This window comes from Paraburkholderia sediminicola (genome assembly GCF_046026895.1).
In the GTDB taxonomy this organism is placed as follows: domain Bacteria; phylum Pseudomonadota; class Gammaproteobacteria; order Burkholderiales; family Burkholderiaceae; genus Paraburkholderia; species Paraburkholderia sediminicola_C.
This window is the reverse complement of the sequence record NZ_JAQQEU010000024.1, coordinates 59,383-84,166: the sequence shown is the minus strand read 5'-3', so window position 1 is coordinate 84,166 and position 24,784 is coordinate 59,383. Positions and strand designations below refer to the sequence as shown.

19 protein-coding genes and 1 pseudogene are annotated in these 24,784 nt (G+C 63.6%); 10 read left to right on the top strand and 10 right to left on the bottom strand.

Features of this window, described 5'->3' with window-relative positions:
• Positions 1–384: 384 nt before the first annotated feature.
• The 4 genes from PQR02_RS18610 to PQR02_RS18595 form a co-directional block, all read right to left on the bottom strand.
• A complete protein-coding gene (locus PQR02_RS18610; protein ID WP_408233876.1) occupies positions 385–1,500 on the bottom strand; it encodes a transglutaminase domain-containing protein in 1,116 nt (371 codons plus the stop codon).
• A gap of 1,719 nt (positions 1,501–3,219) precedes the next feature.
• Positions 3,220–5,805, bottom strand: coding sequence for a bifunctional aconitate hydratase 2/2-methylisocitrate dehydratase (gene acnB, locus PQR02_RS18605; protein ID WP_408233873.1), 2,586 nt, complete (start codon positions 5,803–5,805; stop codon positions 3,220–3,222).
• Between the two features lie 296 nt (positions 5,806–6,101).
• Complete coding sequence (locus PQR02_RS18600; RefSeq protein WP_408233870.1) at positions 6,102–6,419, bottom strand: hypothetical protein; 318 nt, start codon at positions 6,417–6,419, stop codon at positions 6,102–6,104.
• 36 nt (positions 6,420–6,455) lie between these two features.
• A complete protein-coding gene (locus PQR02_RS18595) occupies positions 6,456–7,778 on the bottom strand; it encodes a CHASE2 domain-containing protein (RefSeq protein WP_408233867.1) in 1,323 nt (440 codons plus the stop codon).
• 418 nt (positions 7,779–8,196) lie between these two features.
• Here PQR02_RS18595 and PQR02_RS18590 point away from each other — a divergent pair, with 418 nt between their 5' ends.
• The 7 genes from PQR02_RS18590 to PQR02_RS18560 all read left to right on the top strand — a co-directional run bounded on the left by PQR02_RS18590 (position 8,197) and on the right by PQR02_RS18560 (position 16,142).
• A complete protein-coding gene (locus tag PQR02_RS18590) occupies positions 8,197–9,261 on the top strand; it encodes an NAD(+)/NADH kinase (RefSeq protein WP_408233864.1) in 1,065 nt (354 codons plus the stop codon).
• A gap of 40 nt (positions 9,262–9,301) precedes the next feature.
• A complete protein-coding gene (locus PQR02_RS18585; protein ID WP_408233861.1) occupies positions 9,302–10,306 on the top strand; it encodes a thiamine pyrophosphate-dependent dehydrogenase E1 component subunit alpha in 1,005 nt (334 codons plus the stop codon).
• Between the two features lie 24 nt (positions 10,307–10,330).
• Entirely contained in the window at positions 10,331–11,353 is a 1,023-nt protein-coding gene (locus PQR02_RS18580; RefSeq protein WP_408233858.1) for an alpha-ketoacid dehydrogenase subunit beta, read from the top strand.
• Positions 11,353–12,474, top strand: a complete 1,122-nt coding sequence (locus PQR02_RS18575) for an acetoin dehydrogenase dihydrolipoyllysine-residue acetyltransferase subunit (protein WP_408233855.1) — start codon at positions 11,353–11,355, stop codon at positions 12,472–12,474. Before PQR02_RS18580 ends, PQR02_RS18575 begins: the two co-directional genes overlap by 1 nt.
• A gap of 34 nt (positions 12,475–12,508) precedes the next feature.
• The gene (locus PQR02_RS18570; protein ID WP_408233852.1) at positions 12,509–12,919 is read left to right on the top strand and encodes a carboxymuconolactone decarboxylase family protein; all 411 of its coding nucleotides are present in this window, start codon (positions 12,509–12,511) and stop codon (positions 12,917–12,919) included.
• Positions 12,920–13,186: 267 nt separating this feature from the next.
• Complete coding sequence (locus PQR02_RS18565; RefSeq protein WP_408233849.1) at positions 13,187–15,211, top strand: sigma-54-dependent Fis family transcriptional regulator; 2,025 nt, start codon at positions 13,187–13,189, stop codon at positions 15,209–15,211.
• Between the two features lie 184 nt (positions 15,212–15,395).
• Positions 15,396–16,142, top strand: coding sequence for a lipoyl protein ligase domain-containing protein (locus PQR02_RS18560; RefSeq protein WP_408233846.1), 747 nt, complete (start codon positions 15,396–15,398; stop codon positions 16,140–16,142).
• A 94-nt stretch (positions 16,143–16,236) separates the two neighbouring features.
• Here PQR02_RS18560 and PQR02_RS18555 read toward each other — a convergent pair whose 3' ends face one another.
• Entirely contained in the window at positions 16,237–17,112 is an 876-nt protein-coding gene (locus PQR02_RS18555; protein WP_408233843.1) for an SDR family oxidoreductase, read from the bottom strand.
• Positions 17,113–17,380: 268 nt separating this feature from the next.
• On the opposite strand from PQR02_RS18555, the gene PQR02_RS18550 reads away from it, so the two are divergent.
• The 3 genes from PQR02_RS18550 (at position 17,381) to PQR02_RS18540 (ending at position 18,371) form a co-directional block, all read left to right on the top strand.
• Positions 17,381–17,656 carry a hypothetical protein gene (locus PQR02_RS18550; RefSeq protein WP_408233840.1) on the top strand — a complete coding sequence of 92 codons (276 nt, stop codon included), beginning with the start codon at positions 17,381–17,383 and terminating at the stop codon, positions 17,654–17,656.
• 43 nt (positions 17,657–17,699) lie between these two features.
• The gene (locus PQR02_RS18545) at positions 17,700–18,059 is read left to right on the top strand and encodes a superinfection immunity protein (protein ID WP_408233837.1); all 360 of its coding nucleotides are present in this window, start codon (positions 17,700–17,702) and stop codon (positions 18,057–18,059) included.
• 144 nt (positions 18,060–18,203) lie between these two features.
• Complete coding sequence (locus PQR02_RS18540; protein ID WP_408233834.1) at positions 18,204–18,371, top strand: DUF2934 domain-containing protein; 168 nt, start codon at positions 18,204–18,206, stop codon at positions 18,369–18,371.
• Between the two features lie 39 nt (positions 18,372–18,410).
• Here the strand turns inward: PQR02_RS18540 and PQR02_RS18535 are convergent, their stop codons facing one another.
• From PQR02_RS18535 to PQR02_RS18515, 5 genes and pseudogenes are all read right to left on the bottom strand, one after another.
• Positions 18,411–18,800 (bottom strand): response regulator, encoded by a 390-nt coding sequence (locus tag PQR02_RS18535; protein WP_408233924.1) that lies wholly within the window; start codon positions 18,798–18,800, stop codon positions 18,411–18,413.
• Between the two features lie 687 nt (positions 18,801–19,487).
• A pseudogene (locus PQR02_RS18530) lies at positions 19,488–20,429 on the bottom strand (glycosyltransferase family 2 protein); the annotation flags it as partial.
• A gap of 147 nt (positions 20,430–20,576) precedes the next feature.
• Entirely contained in the window at positions 20,577–22,814 is a 2,238-nt protein-coding gene (locus tag PQR02_RS18525) for a xanthine dehydrogenase family protein molybdopterin-binding subunit (RefSeq protein ID WP_408233831.1), read from the bottom strand.
• 24 nt (positions 22,815–22,838) lie between these two features.
• Positions 22,839–23,870, bottom strand: coding sequence for an FAD binding domain-containing protein (locus PQR02_RS18520; protein WP_408233828.1), 1,032 nt, complete (start codon positions 23,868–23,870; stop codon positions 22,839–22,841).
• A gap of 11 nt (positions 23,871–23,881) precedes the next feature.
• Complete coding sequence (locus PQR02_RS18515) at positions 23,882–24,436, bottom strand: (2Fe-2S)-binding protein (RefSeq protein ID WP_408233825.1); 555 nt, start codon at positions 24,434–24,436, stop codon at positions 23,882–23,884.
• Positions 24,437–24,784: the final 348 nt, after the last annotated feature.

The window sequence follows — 24,784 nt, the reverse complement described above, 5'->3', positions numbered from 1 at the left end:
AATCGCTGGCCTGACATCCGTTGTCACGCAACGAACGCAGGCGAAGGCCGAGTGGCTTGCACACGACCGCATTCGCCGGCAGGACCTCTAATGCTTGTCGACGCTTCACGCAGGGTTTCACATGCCTAATTTCGCAATCTTGAACCGGATATCTATTCGACACGGTTGAGAACCTGGCTCACGTTCGAGCTTCCCATCCTGACCGAAATCCAGTTTCGGCATACTCCTGCGCATGCGCAGCGAAATTTTCTTGACGAGACACGATTGCGGAAAAGAGTCAGCGCACAAGGCAATATAGAACCACCTCGGCGTGTTCCGCAGGTCGATCGCGTGGTGGTGCTTTTTCGTCGCAGCGGTGTCGGGCGCGCGCCATGCACGCCTCAGTCAGCGTGCCGCCACGCGTATCAACCCTGCCGCCGGACCCGGCTTCGCCGGCGCACCTCCCTGGTCAACGGCGACGCGCCACTTCGGAAACTTCCCGGAGCCGTCGACTTTCCACTGCTCGCCTATTTCGTCGACATAGATCGCGTTCGCGCTTCGCCCAGCCGCCGACGCGCGCCGCAGCGCGCCCGGCGCCGCGCGTTCGAACGACCGGCTGCCCTGTTCGTTGAACACTGTCGCAAGCGGCCGCCGCGCCTGGCCCGACCGGCTGAGGGGCGTCGTAAGCGGTCCCGCGGGCGTGCGCAGCACCGCGTCGGCGGGCTCGCGGCCGGCGAGGATCGCGCCGAGCAGCGCGGACGGACCGCTCGAAGCCAATGCTTCGTTGGCCGAATCGCCGGCGCGCTTCGCGGTCGGCGCGCTCGGTGAATCGAGTGCGAGCGGTTCGCTTGCGCCGTCGATCTGCACGACGAGGATGACGTGCCAGTCGTCCGGTGTGTTGTTGTAGCGCGGCGCGAGCGACACGAGACGCAGCCGCGCGATGTCGAAACCCGCGTCGCGCAGCAGCAGGTATTTGGCGACGGCGAAATCCTTGCACACGCCGCTTTCGGCAAAGAACCGTGCCGGCGCGTAGTAGCTGCCGTCGGTTCCGTCGCGGTAGCGGACCTCGTTGACGAGCGCGTCGACGAGCAGCACGGCTGACGCATCGCCGGCCTTCACGCGCTCTGCCCGCACCTGCGCAACGAGGCGGGTCCAGCCGGCGGGTTCGCGCGTCAGGTGGCTGCGCAGCGCTTCGCGCAGGCGCTGCACGCGGCCGATCGCATCCGACGATGGTTCGAGCTTCCTGTCGGCAAGCGGCAGGAGGAACATCAGGTCACCGACTTGCGCGAGTTCCGGGCGGATCTTGCGGTTGGCTTCCCACCACGTCCCGGTGCGCAGGCGCTCGATACCAGCTTTCAGTGCATGAGGCGTGGCCGAATCGCCGGGATCCGCGTCGCGCGTGCCGGATGCGTAGCGTTCCGAGGCGGCCGGCAGGTTGGCGGCGCCCGCGACGACGGGCAAAAGCACCGCGGCCGCGAACGCGCACTGGAGAAAGCAGAGGAGCAGTCGAGCGAGCGGCATATGTAAACCCCCGGAAGCCACACCGCGCGCCGATGCGCCCGGTGTTTCGAAGCCTCCGATGCCGTTCTACGCCGTTCGGCGCAAGGCAACGCTGGCTTGAAACCAACATTGCATGCGACGTGCCAATTCATCGTATCGATCTACGTCATTGATTAAAAACGAAATTGTCTTGACGGACAGGGGGCTGCAAACGCTCCGTGACGCCCGCGGCCCAACAGACACGCGATAACTGTTGGCGTTACCCGCACGAATTGACCTGAGGGAAGGCTTCAACGATTCGAAGGCAAAGGGCCCGCACCATATTCAGTACTTCGAGATGTTTGGAAATCGGGGCTTTACCTCGCTTATCGCATTGCCCGTCGCGGCGGAACGACCGTTACGGCTGGGCTGCCTCCTGCGACTTCGCTTTGGCCACTGCCGGCAGTGCGTCTGGTTGCCGAAGAGCGCACATTGAAAGGCGGCTATATCGGCACGTGCGTGCCGGCGCGCGACATTCCCCAATACATCGCTCTTTACCTGCAGGGCAGGCTGCCGGTGAACAAGCTCTCACGGGCCATCCGACGCTTGAAGAGATCAATCATGGTTTTGATCTGCTTCACGAAGGCAACGCGATACGCCAGGTGGTGGTGTTTGAATAGTGTCGAGCGGTCAGGATAGCTCGCAGCACGTAGTCCGATTACGGCAAGCTGAAGAATCTGTCCGACCTGGCGCCGCAGCCGACCCACATACGGCGGACTGCCGTGATGACGCAGGCAGCAGGCTGTATCGCCAGCGTCATTCTTTCCTCGTCTTCGGTTGTTCGGGCTGCGGGTCTCGGCCGCGTTGAGTCGGCGCCCTCGTGCACGCATCTGGGGGCGTCACAGAGGTCACGTCGTCGCAGCAGCACGCATAGACCGGAAACCCGTATGAATTCGTGCGGATGATGGTCGTTGGTCCGTGCAGCGGGCACACCGCCTTCGCGTTCATGGCGCCTCCTGAAAGTCATGATCAAGCGGCTATAGCGTACATCTTTAAGGCTCAGCAGTGCATCAGCCTCCGCTATTGAAACGGAACCTGCTGGGGAATCGCCGGGTCCGCTTACGGTGCCGCAATCAATACCCGCACGCAGCGGTTGCGGCGAGCGTGTCGCGCCTGGCCGTTCTCACACCAACGGACGCTATGGCGTTCGCGCCGGCGCGTTGCCGGGAGGGCTACGATTGTCAGGCCGTGGCTGGGAACCACGATCGTCTGCCCCCCGATTCTGAGGCACACTATTATCGCTCGAGGCGCGTTTCCTCGCCGGCGCGGGAGTCGGTGCCATACGATTCAAGGTTTGCAATTGCAGCAGTTTTAAAGGCCCCTTGTTGCTCTGCTCCGCATGGCCGGTGCCAGGCACGCAGCACGCGCAAACGAAGCCAACCGTCAGCTTCCATTTTGTCAACATCGTCATGGTCGTCTCCATCCAGGCCCCGTGCTAAACGCGCCGGTCAGTGCCTATTCCTGACGCCGGGACACTGCAGGTGCGCAGCGTTTCGCAATAGAACGCGAGTCGATGGCTTCGAAGACCAAGGCCGACAATGTTCATGCAGCAAGGTGCGTGCCGCGTGTAGACGCCAACTGCGCCCGTGATTGATAGCGGATGGCAATCAACGCAAAAAAAATGGCGCCACAGGCGTTGAGCCTGCGGCGCCATTGCGTGGCGCTACGACGAGAACCACACGCCGTAGCCCGACAGCACACTTACATCGTCACGGTGTCGGCCACTTCCTTGAAGTCTTGAATCTGGTCGAAGTTCATGTATTTGTAGATCTTGTCGCCGTTGGCATGGAGCACGCCCATGTCGGCCATATACTCGTCTTTGGTCGGAATCTTGCCCAGGCGCGAGCAGATCGCCGCCAGTTCCGCCGAGCCGAGATACACGTTCGTGTTCTTGCCCAGGCGATTAGGGAAGTTACGGGTCGACGTTGACATGACCGTCGCGCCTTCGCGCACCTGTGCCTGGTTGCCCATGCACAGCGAGCAGCCCGGCATTTCGGTACGGGCACCGGCTGTGCCGAAGACGCCATAGTGCCCCTCCTCGGTCAGCTGCTTCTGGTCCATCTTGGTCGGCGGGGCCACCCACAGTTTGACCGGGATGTCGCGCTTACCTTCCAGCAGCTTCGACGCGGCACGGAAGTGGCCGATGTTGGTCATGCACGAGCCGATGAACACTTCGTCGATCTTGGCACCGGCCACGTCCGACAGCGTCTTCACGTCGTCCGGATCATTCGGGCAGGCCACGATCGGCTCGTGGATGTCGGCCAGATCGATCTCGATGACGGCAGCGTACTCGGCGTCGGCATCCGGCGACAGCAGTTGCGGGTCGGCCAGCCACTGCTCCATCGCCTTGATGCGGCGCTGCAGGCTGCGCGGGTCCTGGTAGCCCTCGGCGATCATCCACTTCAGCAGCGTGACGTTGCTGTTGAGGTACTCGATGATGGGCTCTTTATTCAGGTGGACCGTGCAACCGGCGGCCGAGCGCTCGGCGGAAGCATCCGACAATTCGAACGCTTGCTCGACCTTCAGCTCCGGCAGGCCTTCGATTTCGAGAACGCGGCCCGAGAAGATGTTCTTCTTGCCTTGCTTGGCAACCGTCAGCATGCCTTGCTTGATGGCGTACAGCGGAATCGCGTTGACCAGGTCACGCAGGGTCACGCCCGGCTGCATCTTGCCCTTGAAGCGGACCAGCACCGATTCCGGCATGTCCAGCGGCATCGTGCCGGTGGCGGCCGCAAAGGCGACCAGGCCCGAACCGGCCGGGAAGCTGATGCCGATCGGGAAGCGGGTGTGCGAGTCGCCGCCGGTGCCCACGGTGTCGGGCAGCAGCATGCGGTTCAGCCACGAGTGGATCACGCCGTCGCCCGGGCGCAGCGCGATGCCGCCACGGTTGCTGATGAAGTTCGGCAGGGTCTGGTGGGTCTTCACGTCCACCGGCTTCGGATAGGCGGCGGTGTGGCAGAACGACTGCATGACGAGGTCGGCCGAGAAGCCCAGGCACGCCAGGTCCTTGAGTTCGTCGCGGGTCATCGGGCCCGTGGTGTCCTGCGAGCCCACCGAGGTCATCGTCGGTTCGCAGTACGTGCCCGGCCGGACGCCGTGGCCTTCCGGCAGGCCGCAGGCGCGGCCGACCATCTTCTGGGCCAGCGAGAAGCCCTTGCCGCTGTCGGCCGGCTGCTGCGGCAGGCGGAACAGGGTCGACGGAGCCAGACCCAGAGCTTCACGTGCCTTGGAGGTCAGTCCGCGGCCGATGATCAGGGGAATGCGGCCGCCGGCGCGCACTTCATCGAACAGCACGTCGGACTTGACCTGAAACTCGGCGATCACTTCGCCGTTCTTCAGAGCACGGCCTTCGTATGGGCGCAGTTCGACCACGTCGCCCATTTCCATCTTCGACACGTCGAGTTCGATCGGCAGAGCGCCGGCATCTTCCATCGTGTTGTAGAAGATCGGGGCGATCTTGCCGCCCAGGCACACGCCGCCGAAGCGCTTGTTCGGGATGAAGGGGATGTCTTCACCCGTGAACCACAGCACCGAGTTGGTGGCCGACTTGCGCGAGGAGCCGGTGCCGATCACGTCGCCCACGTACGCGACCAGGTGGCCCTTTTCCTTCAGCGACTCGATGAACTTGACCGGGCCACGCTTGCCGTCCTCTTCCGGGGTGATACCGGAACGGGCGTTCTTCAGCATCGCCAGCGCGTGCAGCGGGATGTCCGGGCGGGTGGTGGCATCCGGGGCCGGCGACAGGTCGTCGGTGTTGGTTTCGCCCGTCACCTTGAAGACCGTGATGGTCAGGCTTTGCGGCACTTCCGGACGGCTGGTGAACCATTCGGCGTCGGCCCAGCTTTGCATCACGGCCCGGGCGTTGGCGTTGCCCTTGTCGGCCAGTTCCTTGACGTCGTGGAACTGGTCGAACATCAGGAGGGTCTTCTTCAACGCGTCGGCGGCCACGGTGGCCACTTCGGCGTCGGACAGCAGCTCGATCAGCGGCTGGATGTTGTAGCCGCCCAGCATCGTGCCGAGCAGTTCGGTGGCGCGGGCGCGCGAAATCAACGCGCAGGCGGTCTGGCCTTTGGCCACGGCGGCCAGGAAGCCAGCCTTCACGCGAGCGGCTTCGTCCACGCCGGCGGGCACGCGGTGGGTGATCAGGTCGAGCAGGGTCTGCTCTTCGCCGGCGGGCGGATTCGTCAGCAGTTCGACCAGTTCGGCGGTCTGCTGAGCCGTCAGCGGCAGGGGAGGAATACCGAGCGCGGCGCGTGCGGCCGCGTGAGCACGAAAGTTTTCAAGCATGGGAGACCTGCTGGTAATGCGTTTCAGGGGGAGGCTTTTCAGGGCTTCGAGGCTGTTCCGGGCACTGCTTTGATCGGGATTCTAATCGCGATACCCTGCAGCGTCAAATGTCTTATGTCTTATATAAGAGTTGAAAGTTAAAACATGGAAGTCATGGGTTAGAGGTTCCGGGCGCAGAACCCGGTGCTCAAGCGACGGGCGATGTGAAAGAGGGGTACGACAGTGGCTATCGGCCAGGCAACACCGCCACCAGATCCGGCCTCGTGCAACTGGCTCTCCGTCATCGACGATGCCGGTTAATGCTCGTCTGACGCCGGCGATGTGCTCTTCTTTGCCCGTTTCGATTTCATCATCGTCGACTTGCTTTTCTTTGTGGTTTGGGACGCCGATTCGGGGGCGGCAGCAGTGGCGTCCGCAGTCACCTGGTTGCGCTGCGTCGCCTCGGCGCGAGCCGCGCCGGTTTCTTCCGTGGGCCGGTCGCCCTCGTCGCCCGCTATCAGATCGTTCGTCTTCGTGGAGGCCGTGGCCGCGTGAGTGGCCAGCACAGCTGGAAGAGCCACTAGCATCGCGGCAAGAGAGAGAACAAGCCTGTATTTCAAGAGGTTTCTGGACATTTTGCGCTCCGAGTCATACGCCGCGCCCTATCGCGGTCAGCCGCCCATTTGAGTGCGAGCGGCTTCGCATTCGGCGAGCCGCTTTCTGACATCTTCACTGGCCGCCTGGCAGTCGGCCAACTGCTGGCCGGCCTGTGCTCCGGCATCCCGGGACTCGGCGAGCCGCTTGCGGACTTCCCGCTCTTCATCGAATACCCAATGCAGGAAGAGAGCAATCGCTGGAATCAATACTTCGAAGAGAATGCCCGCGTTTTGCCAGAGAAGATACTGCACGACGAACATGATCAGCATCGTCGCGACTATCGTGATGAACCTTTTTAGTCCGGAGAATCTGAGCGCGAACACAATCGCGATGATGGCAACCGCCACGATGTCCACCAGAATATTGACCACCTTGCTCAACCGATGCACCGTGCGCCCGCCGAGAATGCTGGCCACGTAGTTCGCGTGCAGATAGATAGCCGATATATCGCCGACCGGAGAAAAATGCTGGTCGACGAGCACACCGCGATTGACCGCGAGAACATGCCATCCGCCGCCTATCATCACAATGCCGGCCGCCTTGAACCGCTCGGAGAGATCTTCATCCGATGTCGCCATGAAGTCGGCATAGCTCATTTGACGATGCCAGTCCTTGTACACATGGGGCGACACGAACATGCCGTACGAGAAGCTGCCTTCTGTCTTCAAGTACCGTTGATACCGCTCGGGATCCTTCGCATGCACGATGGCCTGCGCAAACGAATCGAGCCTGCCGTGATTCGCGAGGTGCACCTGTGCAGGTATCTTGCGAAGATCTTCCGGCAGATTGACGTATCCCCATCTGATATGCGGATCGTCGAGGGGGTGCTCGCTGAAAATCGTGGAGTCCACCGTGCAGAAGACTTTTGGATCTTCCGGACAGTAAGTGGTTGCCGGCAGCACGATTGAACAACCCTTCGCGGCTTGAATCGCAATGGCGTCCGCGAGCGTTTGCGTTTCGGCCTGATAGACGTCGTTGTCCTTGAGCGTGCCGTCAGTCAGTGGAGAGCGCAGATCGAGGTCGATGGCCACCACCGCCGGGTGGTCCGAGCATGCCTTCTCTATCGCATTAGCCAGGTAGTCGCGCCGCAAAGGAAGGCGGCGATCGAACGGGCCACTCCAGAAGTCGTAATCGTCGATCAGAACGACGGTGATGTCGCCAGGCGACGGCTCGTGTGGCGCGAGATTCGAAACGAACTGGTAGATCCTTTGTGTCACTTCGGTAAGCCACACCGGGCTATGTTCGCCGACGAGATGACTCGCAAAGATGCCGAGCGCGCCGACAACAACGACCTCGCCCCAGTAATGCCATCCCTTGTCCAGCAATTGGCGAATCACTGATGGGCGTTCCTGAGTTGACATCGCGCATACCTCGCCAACGTCGAGCCTGCTTCAGGTTGAAAGATCCGCCGGTTTTGATTTCGAAGGCAGCGGGTTTCATCAGACGTAACGACTGCAGGAACTCCAGGGCATTGATCGCACTTTAGTAAAAGGCGCCGTATTTCTCAATCGGCTTTCGAATGCCGGATCAATGGCAGCCTATCGCGCGGCTTCCTTCCGATGCACCTGTACTCCCCCGTGACAACTGTCGCTGTGACATCTGTCACAGCGGCAGATTCGCCTCACCCCCGAAAGCGGTATTTCAAGCCTGTTTCTCCGGGTAATCCCTCGACATTCGCACGCTCTAGGCCGCCCTTCAAATTGGCATAGCGCTTGCCTCGTACTCCCGCAGAACGAAGACACATGGAGACAATGCATGCGTAACCCCGCAGCCGTGCGGCCGCCGCTCGTGGGCATCATCGCGAATCCGATTTCCGCGCGCGACATCCGTCGCGTGATCGCGAACGCCAGCAGCCTGCAACTCGCTGATCGCGTCAACATCGTGCTGCGGCTGCTGTCGGCGCTCGCGTCGTGCGGGATCCGGCGCGTCGCGATGATGCCTGACCGCGAAGGCCTCAAGGTGATGCTCGAGCGGCACCTGTCGCGGCGCCAGGGACCGGATGCCGCGCTCGCCGCCGTCGACTGGCTCGACATGCCGGTCACCGCCCGCGTCGACGATACGTTCCGCGCCGCGCAGTTGATGCGCGAGGCGGGCGCCGCCGCGATCATCGTGCTCGGCGGCGACGGTACGCATCGCGCGGTGGTCCGCGAGTGCGGCGCGGTGCCGATCGCGGGCCTCTCCACCGGCACGAACAACGCGTTCCCCGAGATGCGCGAGCCGACCATCGCGGGGCTCGCCGCGGGTCTGTACGCCGCGGGCCGCATCCCCGCCGCCGATGCGCTCCAGCGCAACAAGCGCCTCGACATCGCGATTCGCGACAGCCAAGGCAACCTGCGCAGCGATATCGCTCTCGTCGATGCCGTCATCTCGCACGAGCAGTACATCGGCGCGCGAGCGCTCTGGAAGATCGATACGCTCGCCGCCGTCTACGTTTCCTACGCCGATCCGCAGGCGATCGGGCTTTCCGCGATTGCGGGCCTTCTGGAACCCGTCGGCCGGCACGAACCGGGTGGCCTCGCCGTCGAACTCGCCGCGCCGGGCGAAGGCGAGTTCGAACTGTGCGCGCCGATCGCGCCGGGTCTGATGCGCGCGGTGCCGATCGCCGGCTGGCAGCGTTTGCGCGACGGCGTCCCGCAGCGCGTGCGCCAGCGCGCCGGCATCGTCGCGCTGGATGGCGAGCGCGAAATGGCCTTCGCGGCCAGCGACGAAGTGACCGTCACCTTGCGCGAAGGCGCCTTCAACAGCATCGACATGGCCGCGTGCATGCGTTACGCGGCGCGCACGGGCCTGATGCGCCGGGCGGCGCACATGGAGCTTTAAACCGTTTTCCGCCCCACCACTTCAAACGAAGGAGACACACATGACAGTCCGTTCAACGCAGCAGGACGCAGGCGCGCTGCCGCTCGGCAAGGAGGAACTGCTGGCGGTCTATCGCAAGATGCGCACGATCCGCGATTTCGAGGAGCGCCTGCATGTGGACTTCGGCCGCGGCGACATCCCCGGCTTCGTGCATCTCTACGCCGGCGAGGAAGCGGCCGGCGTCGGCATCATGCATCACCTCACCGACGGCGACCGCATCGCGAGCACGCATCGCGGACACGGTCACTGCATCGCGAAGGGCGTCGATCCCGTCGCGATGATGAAGGAGATCTACGGCAAGAAAGGCGGCTCGTGCAACGGCAAGGGCGGCTCGATGCACATCGCGGACCTGTCGAAGGGGATGATGGGCGCGAACGGCATTCTCGGCGCGGGCGCGCCGCTCATCTGCGGCGCGGCGCTCGCGGCGAAGTTCCGCGGCAAGGGCGAAGTCGGCATCACTTTCGCGGGCGACGGCGCATCGAACCAGGGCACCTTCCTCGAAAGCCTGAACCTCGCGGCCGTGTGGAACCTGCCGGTGATCTTCGTCATCGAGAACAACGGCTATGCGGAATCGACCTCGCGCGAATACGGCACGGCGGTGGACAGCTACGTCGATCGCGCCGCGGGCTTCGGCATTCCGGGCGTGACGGTGGATGGCACCGATTTCTTCGCGGTCCACGAAGCGGCGGGCGAAGTGATCCGGCGCGCGCGCGAAGGCGGCGGACCGGCGCTGCTCGAATGCAAGATGATTCGCTTCTACGGCCATTTCGAAGGCGACGCGCAGACCTACCGTGCGCCCGGCGAGCTCGACGACATTCGCTCGAACAAGGACTGTCTGAAGAAATTCGCGCATACGGTGACGCAGGCGGACGTGATCACGCGCGCGGAACTCCAGGCGATTGACCGCGAAGTCGCCGCGCTGATCGAGCGCGCGGTGCAGGAGGCGAAGGACGCGCCACAGCCCAGCGCCGCCGATCTGCTCACCGACGTGTACGTCAGCTACTAACTCACGGACAACCTGGAGACGAACATGGCCCGCAAATTGAGCATGAAGATGGCAATCAATGAAGCACTGGATCAGGAAATGACCCGGGACCCGAGCGTGATCGTGCTCGGAGAAGACATCGTCGGCGGAGCAGGCGCCGATGGCGAGAAGGACGCATGGGGCGGCGTGCTCGGCGTCACCAAGGGACTGTATGCGAAGCACGGCGACCGGCTGCTCGATACGCCGCTATCGGAATCCGCGTATGTCGGCGCGGCGATCGGCGCTGCCGCCTGCGGCATGCGGCCGGTGGCCGAACTGATGTTCATCGACTTCATGGGCGTCTGCTTCGACCAGATCTTCAACCAGGCCGCCAAGTTCCGCTATATGTTCGGCGGCAAGGCGGAGACACCCGTCGTGATTCGCGCGATGGTCGGCGCGGGCTTTCGCGCGGCGGCCCAGCACAGCCAGATGCTCACGCCGATCTTCACGCACATTCCCGGCCTCAAGGTGGTGTGCCCGTCGACGCCCTATGACACCAAGGGCCTCCTGATCCAGGCGATCCGCGACAACGATCCGGTGATCTTCTGCGAGCACAAGAACCTCTATGGCTTCGAAGGCGAAGTGCCGGAGAACTCTTACGCGATTCCGTTCGGCGAGGCGAACATCGTGCGCGATGGCAAGGACGTGTCGATCGTGGCATACGGCCTGATGGTGCATCGCGCGCTCGAAGCGGCCGCGACGCTCGCGAAGGAAGGCATCGAAGCGGAAGTCGTGGATTTGCGTTCGCTGTCGCCGCTCGATATCGACACGGTGCTCGAAACGGTCGAGAACACCGGACGGCTCGTCGTGGTCGATGAAGCCAGCCCGCGTTGCAACATCGCCACCGATATCTCCGCGCAAGTCTCGCAGCAGGCTTTTGGGGCGTTGAGGGCCGGCATCCAGATGGTCGCGCCGCCGCATACGCCAGTGCCATTCTCGCCGACGCTGGAGGACCTGTACATCCCGAGCGCCGCGCAGATCGTGGAAGCGGCGCGCAAGACGATGAACGGCAAGGGAGGGGCACACTGATGTCCGAGATCACTCCGATCGTGATGCCAAAGTGGGGCCTGTCGATGAAGGAGGGCACGGTGAACGCGTGGCTCGTCGAGGAAGGCGCGCAGATTTCCGTCGGCCTGCCGATCCTGGATGTGGAAACCGACAAGATCGCCAACGCCGTCGAGGCGCCCGACGCGGGCACGCTGCGCCGCAAGGTGGCGGCCGAGGGCGACGTGCTGCCGGTGAAGGCGCTGCTCGGCGTGCTCGCGCCCGCCGAGGTGAGCGACGCCGACATCGACGCGTACATCGCCTCCTATGAAACGCCCCCCGACGACGAAGGCGGCGACGATGAAGCCGCCGCCGCGTATCACTTCGTCGAACTCGATGGAATCCGGGTGCGTTATGCGAGCCGCGGCGAGAACGGCAAGACCGTGCTCTTCATCCACGGCTTTGGCGGCGATCTCGACAACTGGCTCTTCAATCTCGATGCCATCGCCGAGAAGCACAAGGTCGTCGCGCTCGATCTGCCCGCGCACGGACAATCGACGCCGAAGCTCCCCGGCACGACGCTCGAAGACCTCGCGCAATTCGTGCTGCGTTTCATGGACGCGCTCGAGATCGGCGAGGCGCATCTGGTCGGGCATTCGATGGGCGGCGGCGTGGCGGCGCAACTCGCCGTCGATGCGCCGGGGCGGGTGCTGTCGGTGGCGTTGATATCGCCGGCGGGGCTGGGCGGCGAGGTCAACAACGCCTATACGGAGGGTTTCGTGAACGCGCAGTCGCGGCGCGATCTGAAGCCGGTGGTCGAGTTGCTCTTCGCGGACCCGGGGCTCGTGAGCCGCCAGATGCTCGACGACCTGCTCAAGTACAAGCGGCTCGACGGCGTGAGCGAAGCGCTCGCGGCGCTCGGCGGCAGCTTGTTCGCCGCGGGCAAGCAGTCTGAACTGCCCGGAGCCAGGCTTGGCGCGACGGGCAAGCCGGTGCTCGTGATATGGGGCGCGCAGGATCGCATCATTCCGGCCGCACATGCTGCGAACGCGCCAGCGGGCGCGACCGTCAAGGTCTTCGACGACGCCGGCCACATGAGCCAGATGGAGAAGGCCAACGACGTCAACGCGCTGCTCAAGCAGCACCTCGCCGCCAAGGCGGGCTGAGGCCGCTTTCGTCGAGCTGTTGGCATCAGCGGACATGGCGCGCGCCATGTCCGCCATCACACCATTTACCCTTCGAATGAATCCATCCGATATGAGTACAGAAACCTCGACCGATCTCAAGAGCCGCCTCACCCGCATCAACCAGCAGTTCGCAGCTCTTGGACAGGCGCAGCCGGCCGTCATGGGCGGCTTTCAGTCCGTGATGAAGGCGGCCACGCAGGAAGGCAGCGTGCCCGCCGCATTCAGGGAACTCGTTGCGGTGGCGCTCGCCGTGCATAAAGGCTGCGACGACTGTGTGCTGTTTCACACGTCGCAGGCGTTGCGCCACCAGGCGACCCGCGCTCAACTCGCCGACGTGCTTGCCGTCAACGTCGAAATGGGTGGCGCTCCGGGCGCGATGTACGCGTCGAAGGCGCTCGCCTATTTCGATGCGCCAAGCCAATAGCGGTGCCGGCGACAGGGTCCAAACGGTTGTTGCCTCCTGTCCTCCAGCACGCAAAGCGAGAGCGCCGCCGATGCGTCCTGCCGGAGGTGTCGCAAGCGCGGCGCGCCTGAGTTTTCGTATGAGTTAAGTGTTCACTCCGACACGGTTTGCCCAATGTCCGCGCAGTCGGATAAAGTAGGAGCCCGGTCCCGAAATACCCAGGCGACCCGAGGCGCTCCGCAGAAGCGCCCGCGCCGAGCCGGGCCAGGAGACACCAAGGAGAGCACGATGGACATGCGGCAACGCAAGCACATCGAGGCAGTAGTCGAAGCGACCACGCGCACTCTGCCAGCGGGTCAGCCGATGATTGCTGCGCGCACGCACGACGCGATCATCGAGTCGTCGTGGCGGCGCTGCGTGCATCAGTACGGCCTCGACCCGTCGCGTATGCAGGAAGCGCGCATCTTGCCGCAGACGCGGCTGCGCGAGCACCAGCAGCGCATCGACGACTTCGCCCGCATCGCACGCCAAGGCCTTCAGACGCTTTACAGCCAGGTCGCGGGCCTCGGCTACGTCGTTCTGCTGACCGACGCGCAAGGCGTGACCGTCGACTATCTCGGCGACGCCAACAGCGACACGAGCCTGCGCCGCGCCGGCCTCTATCTCGGCGCGCAGTGGAGCGAGATCGGCGCCGGCACCTGCGCGGTGGGCACGGCGCTCGCTACCGGCCAGGCGCTCACCGTGCATCAGGTCGATCACTTCGACGCCACGCATATCCCGCTGACCTGCACCGCCGCGCCGCTGTTCGATTCGCACGGCGACCTGACCGCCATCCTCGATATTTCCGCGCTCACGTCGCCCCAGGCGCGGGACAGCCAGAGCCTTGCGCTACAACTCGTGCGCATCTACGCGAGCCATATCGAAAACGCCAACTTCCTGCGCACGCACCGCAAGGACTGGATTCTGAAGCTCAATGCATCGCCGGAATTCGTCGATGTCGACCCCGAGTATCTGGTCGCGCTCGACGTGAGCGGGCGCATCGTCGGACACAACCGCCGCGCGCACGAGATGCTGGCGGCGGAGCAGGGCCGGGGCGGTGAACTGCCGCCGCTGGTCGGCACACAGTTCGAGGCGCTTTTCGATGCCCGGCTCGAAGACCTCGGCCGCTTCGTTTACTCGCGCCCGAGCGAACTGCGGGCGCTGTCGCTGGCACGCAGCGGCGCGTTGCTGTACTTGAGCGTGATGCCGCCTGCGCCGCTGTGGCAACCGGGCGCGAGCGCCAAGTGTGACGCCGGCCGCGCGACGAAGATTCCCGCCGCGCTGGCCGCGCTGTGCGGCGGCGACGCCGCGCTCGAACGGCAACTCGAACGCGCGGCCAAGCTCGTCGATTCGCCGATCAACCTGCTGATCAACGGCGAGACCGGCTCCGGCAAGGAATATTTCGCGAAAGCACTGCATCAGGCGAGCGCGCGACGCGGCGGACCGTTCGTCGCGGTCAATTGCGCGGCGATTCCCGAGACGCTGATCGAAAGCGAACTGTTCGGCCATTTGCCGAACAGCTTTTCGGGCGCGGGGCCGAAGGCGAAGCGCGGACTGATCCAGGAAGCCGACGGCGGCACGCTCTTTCTCGATGAAATTGGCGACATGCCGCGCGAACTGCAATCGCGCCTCCTGCGCGTGCTGGCCGAAGGCGAGGTGCTGTCGATTGGCGCGTCGCGGCCGGTGTCGGTCGATCTGCGGGTGATCTCGGCGACGCATCATTCTTTGGACGAACTTGTCGAGAGCGGCCGTTTTCGGGAGGACTTGTATTACCGGCTGAACGGTGCGCGCTTTGCGCTGCCGCCGCTGCGCGAGCGCACCGATCTCGACTGGCTGATCCAGAAGCTTTTGGCCGGCGCGCCGGGCGGGGCGGTCGTACTGTCGCCGACGGCGCGCGAGCGGTTGCATCGGCATCGGTGGCCGGGGAATTTGCGTGAGCTATGCAATGTGCTGCGTTACGCGCGGGCGGTCTGCACGGATGGGCATATTGAAGTCGAGGACCTGCCGGAGAATGTTGCGGCCGCCGAGAGCGCCGGTGCGCGCGAGGGCGAAGCGGCGGCGCCGGCGTTGCAGCGCACGAGTGCCCTTGCCGAGGCATTCGATCCGCACCTGTTGTCGCCGGAGGGCATGCTGCTGATGCAGTATTTGCGCGCGGCGAGTTGGAACCTTAGCGCGGTTGCGCGGCAGATCGGCGTGAGTCGGATGACGCTGTATCGGCGAATGGCGCGGTATGGCATCCGTTCGCCCAATCAGCGCGATGCCGGTGCGCACTGAGCATGGCGCTGCGGCCTGGCGGGGAATGGGTTGGTGCTTAGGCCGTTAGATGTTTTGCGCCTCTATGGAACTTGTATCGGTGTCGGGTTATTAGCTCTGGGAAACCCAACACGCATTCAAATTCCATAGAAGCCTGGGAGCACTAAACGGTTTAAACACACACCACCTCAAACCCACCGACCCAATGCTCTTCGACCTCATCGATTTCGACGCCGCCGGTCCAGCCGCAAACCCCCTCGATGCCGAGCAGGCCCTGCTCGCCCACGCAGCCGCAGGACGCGCGGTCGCTCATCTATGGGAAGCGCCGGTGTCGCTCGTGGTCCCGCGCAGTTACCAGCGCTACCCCTCGCTCGACGCCGCCCGCGCCGAGTTCGCCCGGCGCGGGTGTCCCGTGTTCCTGCGGCTGTCCGGAGGCGGCCTCGTGCCACAAGGCCCGGGCATCCTGAACCTGAGCCTCGCGTTTCCGCTGACCAGCACGATCGGCATGATGGCCGACGCCGTCTACCTGCATCTGTGCGCGATACTGGCCGGCGCGTTGCGCGAGCTAGGCGTCGAGACGCACTGGCAGGCGGTGGAAGGTTCCTTCTGCGACGGCCGATTCAACCTGGCGTGGGGCCCCGCCGACGATGCGCGCAAGATCGCCGGCACTGCGCAATACTGGCGACGCGTGCCGGATTCTCCCGGCGACCCGAGGTACGCGGTACTCGCCCACGCGGTGCTGCTGGTCGACGCCGACCCGCTCGAAATCAACCAGCGCGCGAACGACTTCGAGTCCTTGGTCGGCAGCGGCCGCCACTACGAAGCCGACAAGGTGGTGAGTGTGGCGCAGGCGCTGGCGTTGCAAGGCGCGGACACCGGCGCGCAATTGGCGGCACGGGTTGTGAAAGCGCTGGCGAAAGCCGTCACGGCGGCGTCGCCGCCTGGTTCATGAAGGCCAAACCGTTTCACCTGCGTGGAAGTCCGCCGTGCATTGGCAAGAGGGTGATGGACGACAGCCGCTAACGGTACAGCGTAGTCAGTTAATCTCACGAGGCCTTGGTACGATTCGTCATATTGTCCGCCGGCAGCATTCCCGGCAACGCCTCTACAAAGAAATCGGCTTGTAGCGCAGCGCCAGCCTGCACGTCGTACTGGGCAAAGTCGCGCACACCGGCTGCCAGCAGAACTTCGTCGTCGAGGAAGAAGTTTCCCGAACACTCTCTGGCTGGGCGCGTCAGGATGTAGTGGGCCGCGTCGGCGACGATCTCAGGCTTGCGACACGCTGCAATCATTTCCGCACCGCCAATCTCGTTTCTCACAGCTGCAGTCGCGATAGCTGTTCGAGGCCATAGCGAATTGACTGCGACGCCCCGGTCTTTGAACTCTCCGGCAAGCGCCAGTGTGAACAGGCTCATCGTGTATTTTGCAATGGTGTATGCCGGAAAATCGCTAAACCATTTTGCGTCGCTGACCAGTGGCGGTGATAGTGTGAGGATGTGCGGGTTCGCCGAATTCAGAAGGTGCGGCAGGCACGCTTGCGCGCACACGAAGGTGCCTCTGCCATTGACCCCATGCATCAGGTCGTATCGTTTGACGGGTGTGTCGAGCGTGCCGGTCAGTCGAATGGCGCTGGCATTGTTGACGAGGATATCGATGCCTCCGAACAACGCGACAGTCTCGGCCACCGCGGTTTTCACGCGTTCTTCGTCGCGAATATCCACAACAAGCGGGAGCGCGTTGCCACCAGCAGCTTGAACAGCGGCAGCCGCCGTATGAATCGTACCCTCGAGACGCGGGTCCGGCTCGGCAGTCTTCGCACAGATCACGACATTCGCGCCGTCGCGTGCAGCTCTAAGTGCAATTGCGAGTCCGATGCCGCGACTGCCGCCCGACATGAACAGTGTCTTGCCAGCAAGGCTCATGGTCGTCTCCTGATGATTTACAGCAGCATACGCTTCTGCAGTCTTTGGCGCGCATGGCGGACAGACTACGCGTCGCAAACCTCTTCAAGCATAGCGATGCCCGCGAACCCGAATGGGCATCGCGGAATCGCATTGTTTGCTTTGTAGCAATTGTGATTTCACCCTATCGGTATAGAAAAAAGATAGATGCCGCCTAAACTGACTTCTGTCAACGGCGCGCGTCTCACTCGACTTGCGGCGCTCTTAATAATTGCATTGGGGATTCATCATGAAAAGCAGACTTGTTGCAGCCCTTCTCATCGCAGCTACGACCGCTATCGCTGCGCCTGCGTTTGCCAGCGGCTATGGTCCAGCACCTTCCTACCGCCCTTCGGTGGGCGCGCCGGCGTCGCAGCGAGGCCAGAGTGCGCAAACCGTTGTAGCCGAACGCAACGATGCAGTCGGCTCCGTCAATGATTCGTACGGTGGGGTAGTTGCGTCCTCTTCGGAATCTGGCAGCCAGCAACCTGCTCGGTCTGTCGGTCGTTTGTACGCGGGCCACTAATGTAAAGGTCGTCAGCTGACCGACGCTGTAGCGAGGTGACGAAATGTTGAAGATTATCGAAGTTGCGATGGTCCTGGGTGCGCTGATGGTCTATCTGGTGCCGGCAATGATTGCGGACGCCAGAGAACGCGAAGACGCCTTTGCGGTGACCATGGTGAATATCCTGCTCGGATGGACGGTCATCGGTTGGTTCGCAGCGCTAATATGGGCGCGACATCCGGTCAGCGACCGGCGTCTGAAGCATTTCGCGAGGCGAGCACAACGCGCAGTCGCACGAGTCACCATCGATGCAATCGTTGTTCGAGCTGAAAGTCGTGCTGGCTCGATTCCTGTGTTGAACCCTCGGTTGGTGCCAGTAGTCGCGCGCATTGCAGCAAGCAGCCGTTACCAACCAAGACGTTAGCGGTTGTCGTGGGCTATGCATGAACGGATTGTCGGGCATTCGGACTGCGGACACCGCGCGGTGCTTCCGTTTCGAATTGCCGAGTCGATTGACCATAGCGACGATACTGTGAACAATTGAAGGTGTCTTTTTTGGAGTTTGGAAATGGATGTACCTGTTAGCGAGGAGCAAGTTCGTACGCTTGCATTCTATCTTTGGGAGAAAGAAGGAAGTCCCGACGGGCGTTCCCAAGAGTATTGGGAAAAGGCGCGGCAGCAGCTAGGCGCAGATGGCTCGCTGGCTGAATTGGATTCAGAGACTTGGTCGGTGTGACCAGACCGGCGCGTCGGCCGGCGCTCGCATCTGTCATGATTACGCCATCCCGCCGCGCCGATGCTCTCGATGCGTTATGTGCTCTGTCAGCAGTCGCCGCATTGTAGCCAGTAAAGTTCTCCCGTCTACGGGCTTGCGAAGGAACCCGTCATAGCTGACGAAGGCAGGCGGGCTGGGCTCGCCAGAAATCAGTATGAAGACAACATCGGCTAGTCCAGGGAGAGTGCGCAGTCGGTGACAGAGTTCGCTTCCCGACATCACCGGCATACGCCAGTCGGCAACCACAATGTCCACAGGAAATTCGATGAACATTGCCAGTGCTGACTGGCCGTCGCACGCAGTTCTGACCTCAAATCCATCCGCGGCACAACTGGCGCTCCACGCAGCCAAAGTCTCCTCATCATCGTCTACCAGCAATACGCTTGTCATACCCAGTGTCCGAGCCGCCACACGATATTTGGCAGGCTGATGCTGACCAAAGTTCACACAAAATCTCATCGAAGTTGCACGCCCGTCGGGCCCGCGCCGTTTCGGAGAGTGCGTATCATGCGAGGACCAAACGGAGGTCTTCCGCCCGATAGTTGATGCCGAACGATTCGTCGGCAAGCGCCGTCTGTGCATTATCTCGAGACGCGGACCCGCGCCGGCAACACGGGCCTTAATGAGCACCCCGCGAAGTCCTGCCGAACCCAGACGATACGTATGACTTTGCGTCGCGGAACTGGAGAGTCATCAGCCGCTTGGTTTTCGACGCGGTGTCGCATACCGCGAATAGCTTGTGCGCGGCGCGAGCGGCCGCACCATTCTTTCGAAGATGCGACTCACACCAGACGCATTAACGCGGCACCTTTCTTGAACGGGGCGAATCAGGTCACAGGCTCGCTATGAATCTTGGGTCCGAGCGTCCGGGTCACCGAGCAGCGGGTCGAGCCGTTCGGAGAGTCGCTTAAGCATGCAACCGTCGCTCTATCTCGGCTTCTCGGCCAGCAAATGTAAGCCTCGCAACGACGGCGAGGCGGCAAGACGCCCAGCGCGAACGCTGCGCCGTGACCGCGAGCCCGGGTGTCGTCTTCGGCCTCGAGCCTTCCGGTTGCGCGTAGGCGCGCCGTTGCAGCAGGTGCGAGCGTCGATCTGCCCGGAGGCTGCTGTGGCGCCGGTGTTCTCCGTCGATGCGGCGCTACGCTGTTCGGCGGCACGCACGCGCATGTACGGGCCGAGCACGTGAAGCGGGACGACCCGGCGCTCAGGTAATGTCCACGCGAGGCCGCGCAGCAGCGCCGCACTGTCGCGAGCGAAGCTGGCTTCGCGCGAGAGTGACTTCAGTGCGTTCAGCGTCGCGCGGCAAGCCTGCCGCCATGGCAAACGTAGCCACGCGATCCAGGCGGCGTTGCGCGCAAGCATGCGCCGCCGCAAGCTGCCGTCCCGTACGGACGAGGGGTGATGATGGACGGTCAACTGGTCGCAGTAGACGATCGCGTGGCCGGCTGTGAGCACGTCGAGCGCCACGAGTTCCGCTTCGCCGCCTCTGAACAGGCGCGCTTCGTAGCCCCCCACCGCGCGGAACAACGCGGTGCGGAACACGCATGCGCCCGCCAAGTAGCCGGTCAACGCGGGGCCGGGGAGGAGCACACTGCCGAGCGGGCTCGCACGCATGAGAGCGCAAGCGGGGTCCGTCAGTTTTGCGTCGCCCACTACGACATGCGCGCTCAACACGCCGACGTTCGGCCATGCGTCGAGCAGTTGCACCGCGCGTTCGAGCGAGCCGGGTTCCCACCAGGCGTCGTCGTCGCAGAAGGCCACATAGTCCGTTCTCACGCATGCAACCGCCTGATTGCGGGCCGCCGCGCCGAGATTCTCGCGGCACTCGATGACGCAGACGGTGGGATATCGCGCCTTCACGAGCGCAACGGTGTTGTCGTCCGAAGCGTTGTCGGCGACGAAGATGGGCGGCTTTTCAGGGAGTGCGAGCAGACGTTCGAGCGTGGCGATGAGTTTGTCGGCGCGATTGTGGGTCAGGACGACAACCGAGATGCGCCGGGCGAGTGATTTGTTTTCCATTCTGTTCGAGTTCTTCCGAGGAGGCGACGATTGGGCTCAGCAACCGCCGTGCCTATCGCTGGCGGCGACCCGGCCGGCGCCCCGGTCGCTTGTCGAAGCGAGCGAAGCGCGATGTCGAGCTGCTCCGCCCGTTTCGAACAGGACTCCTCAAGCATGGCCCCCGGCCAGCAGATCTTCGATCATGATCGGCAACTTGCGCACGCGCACACCGGTTGCATGGTGCGTCGCCCCGGTGATCGCGGCTGCCACGCCGGCAAGACCGATTTCAGCAATCCCGCGAGCGCCGAGTTCGTTGAACAATGTGTCCGGATGATCGAGAAACGTCACGTCCAGTTCGGGCGTATCCGCATTCGACGCGATGATGTAATCGGCCAGGTTGCTATTGACCGGTGCGCCCGTGTGCCGGTCGTACGTCGTGTGCTCGAAGAGTGCCATGCCGACGCCCATCACCACCGCGCCTTCAATCTGACTGCGCGCCGCGCGCGGATTGATGATGCGTCCTCCATCGATCACCGTCACCACGCGGCTCACGCGCAGCCGCGCCATCTCCGGTTGCCATGTGACTTCGGCGAAATGCGCGCCGTACGAGTAGATGGAGTAGCGTTTCTTTAGCGGATCGTCGAAGCCGCCTTGCGCGCTGCCGGTGCCCGACGCCGCGCGCATCTTCGCGGCGTCGAGAATCTCGCCGAACGGCACGCCTCGCTCGGGCGCGTCGTCTTTGCGATGCACGCGTGCGGCGCTGAACGCGAGCTCGTCGTCGGCCGCGCCCTTGAACGGCGAACCGTCGACGGCTGTCGCACGCGAAAGCAATAGCTTGATCGCCGCGCGCACCGCTTCGAACACCGCGGGAATCACCGACGCAGTCGCCGCGCTGCCGCCCGAAACCGGACCCGGCGGCAACACCGAATCGCCGAGTCCGACTTCGATACGATCGAGCGGGATGCCCGTCTCTTCGGCAACCAGTTGCGCGAGCACGGTGTACGTGCCGGTGCCGATGTCCTGCGTGCCGCACACCACGCGCGCGCTGCCGTCCGCTCGAAGATCGACGTTCGCCGTCGCCGAAAAGCGTATTCCCGGCCAGACACAGGCGGCCACGCCCCAGCCCAGCGTCAGGCCGTCGCGCTGCATCGATCCGACGCCGGGCGTGCGCTGCGACCAGCCGAACCGATCGGCGCCGGTGCGCAGGCATTCGACGAGATGCCGCGACGAGAACGGCAAACCCGTGCTTTCGTCGACGCGCGGTTCGTTGCGCAGCCTCAGTTCGACGGGGTCGAGCTGGAGTTCGTGCGCAAGTTCGTTCATCGCGGATTCGATTGCGTACAGGCCGGGCACGGCGCCGGGGCCGCGCATGGCCGTAGGCGAGCCGACGTTCCGGCGCGCGAGACCGGAAGTCACGCGCACGTTCGGCGTGCTGTAGATGAGCGGCGTGACTTCGCCGCAGCTTTCCTGGTACTCATCGGCGATTGCGGTGTGATTCACGTAATCGTGCTGCAGCGAGGTGAGGGTGCCGTCGCGTTCCGCCGAGACCCGTACACGCTGTTGCGTGACAGGACGATGGCCGACATTCTGAAACATCATCTTGCGGCTGATGACGAGTTTTACCGGGCGGCCGGTCTGACGCGTCGCTGCGGCGGCGAGCAAGGTGTGCGGCCACACCCATAGCTTGCCGCCGAAGCCCGAGCCGAGGTAGCGGGAAATCACGCGGATCTTTTCCTTCGGCACCCCAAGCATCTGTGAGAGCGTGCCGACGTGAATAGAAATAGACTGGGTGGTTTCATAGAATGTATAGGTCTCGCCGTCCCATTGAGCAGTCGATGCGTGCAGTTCGATCGGATTATGCGTTTCCGTCGGCGTCACGTAGGTTGCGTCGATTTTTGCCGATGCCGCCTCGAACGCGCGATCGGGATCGCCGCGTTTGTTTTCGACTTTGGGCGGGTCATCGGCTTCGAGATCGGCGCGCACGTCGTGCGGGGTGATTTCGTAGCGGGCCTTGATTGCCGCCGACGCCGCGCTGGCGCTCTCGAATGTATCCGCGATCACGAGCGCGATGTACTGGCCGTAATACCGGATGATGTCGTCCTCGAAGGGCGGCCGCGCTTCATCGACGTAGCCCGTCTCCATCGAATTGCCGGAAATCCGGTAGAAGCGGCCGATATTGGCTCGATGCAGCACCGCGTGGACGCCGGGCATCGCCTCGGCGTCGGCGATGTCGAGCGAGGTGAGCCGGCCGCTCGCGACCGTGCTGCCAACCGGCACGGCGACCAGCAGGCCGGGCAGTTCCACATCGGACGTGTAGGTTGCGTGGCCGCTGACCTTCAACGGACCATCGATGCGGGATTGCGGCCGTCCGATCACGGACAGCACGGCGTCGGAAGTGGTGGACATGGTGCATTCCTTTCGATTGGCGGCTCAGTTCGCAACCGTTGTCGGCGTGACTTCGTTTCCCTGGATGCACTGGGTCAGCGCATGGACGATGCAGCGGCGCGCAAGTTCGATCTTGAAGCCGTTCTCGCTTTGCGGTTTCGCGTTGGCGAGCGCGGCGTCTGCGGCCTTGCGAAAGGTCGCGGCATCGGGCGTGGCGCCACGCAGCACGTGTTCCGCTTCGAGCGCATGCCATGGCCGCGTGCCGACGCCGCCGAGCGCGACGCGCACGTGGTCGATGCGTCCGCCATTCAGCGTCACGACCACGGCCGCCGACGCCAGCGCAAACTCATACGACGCGCGATCACGCAGTTTCAGATAGAACGAGCGTGTGCCCGCCGGGAGCGGCGGCAGCGTGACGTGGGTGATGAGATCGCCCGCGTCGAGCACGTTCTCACGCTGCGGCGTCGTGCCCGGCAGCAGGAAGAAATCGTCGATGGCGACACCGCGCGGGCCGTGAGTCCCTTCGATATGAATCGACGCGTCGAGCGCGGTCAGCGCAACGTTCATGTCCGATGGGTTGGTCGCGATGCAGGCATCGCTCGCGCCGAGAATCGCGAGCGTGCGATTGAATCCCTGAATAGCCGGACAGCCTGAACCTGGCTCGCGCTTGTTGCAGGGCATTGCGGTGTCGCGAAAGTACACACAGCGCGTGCGCTGCAGCAGATTGCCGCCGGTGGTCGCCATGTTTCGCAACTGGGCCGAAGCGCCGGCAAGGAGCGCTTGCGACAATACCGCGTACGGCTCCCGGATCAGAGGATGCAGCGCGAGGTCAGCGTTTCGCGCCGTCGCGCCGATTTTCACGCCGCCATCGGGCAGCGCTTCGATGCGATCGAGCGGTAGGCGGCTGATGTCGACCACCCGACTGGGACGCTCGACGTTCAGCTTCATCAGATCGAGCAAGGTCGTGCCGCCCGCGAGGAAGCGCACCGCGGCGCCTTGCTGCGCGGTGGCCGAGGCCGCGCCTGCGGTGATTGCATCACGCACGTCATTGGCGCGCGACAACTGGAACATCTCCATGATCGCGCTCCTCAGGACTGGCCGCGTACGCGCTGGATCGCCGCGACGATGTTCTGATAGGCGCCGCAGCGGCACAGATTGCCGCTCATCGCTTCGCGCACTTCGGCGTCATTGGGGCCGACCGCTTCGTCAAGCAACGCGACGGCGGACATGATCTGGCCTGGCGTACAGTAGCCGCACTGATAGCCGTCGCATGCCACGAACGCGGCCTGCATCGGATGCAGCGCGCCGGGCTGGCCGATCCCTTCGATGGTGGTGATTTTGTCGCCCGCGTGCGTGGCGGCCAGCGACAGGCAGGCATTCACGCGGCGTCCGTTGATGTGTACGGTGCATGCCCCGCATTGGCCGTGATCGCAACCTTTCTTGGTGCCGGTCAGGTGCAGATGTTCGCGCAGCGCGTCCAGCAGGGTAGTGCGCGGGTCGAGTGAAAGCGTGTAGGGATTACCGTTGACAGTCAACTCGACCGGAATCCCCATGGTCGCGGAAGCGTTGCGACCAAGGCGCGTTGCGTCGGGCTCAGCGGTCTGCTGCGAGGCGTCGGTGGTTGAGGCGGTCTGTTGCATCATGCATTCTCCTCATGGGAAGAGCGAAGCCAATCGGCACGCCCAAGGCGGCAGGCTGGAGTAGGCACTTGCTACGTTGGTGACAGGGTCGCCACGTGGGAGTTTCGGGCGATGAGCGGTGCAAAGCCTTCGCGCGCGACGAAAGACGCGTAGCAAGAGGGATGCCCGTGCACAGCAGATTGCCGAATGGCACGGGCGTGCGTATCCCGACAACGAGGGCCTTGGCAAGCGAACTGCTCGAACGCTTGCGGCACTCCTGTGTCACGCGCCAGTCGCCTCACAATACGATAGACCACGTACGCGTGCCCACAGAGTGATTTCTGCGTGTACCGGCAACCCTATGCCTCCAAG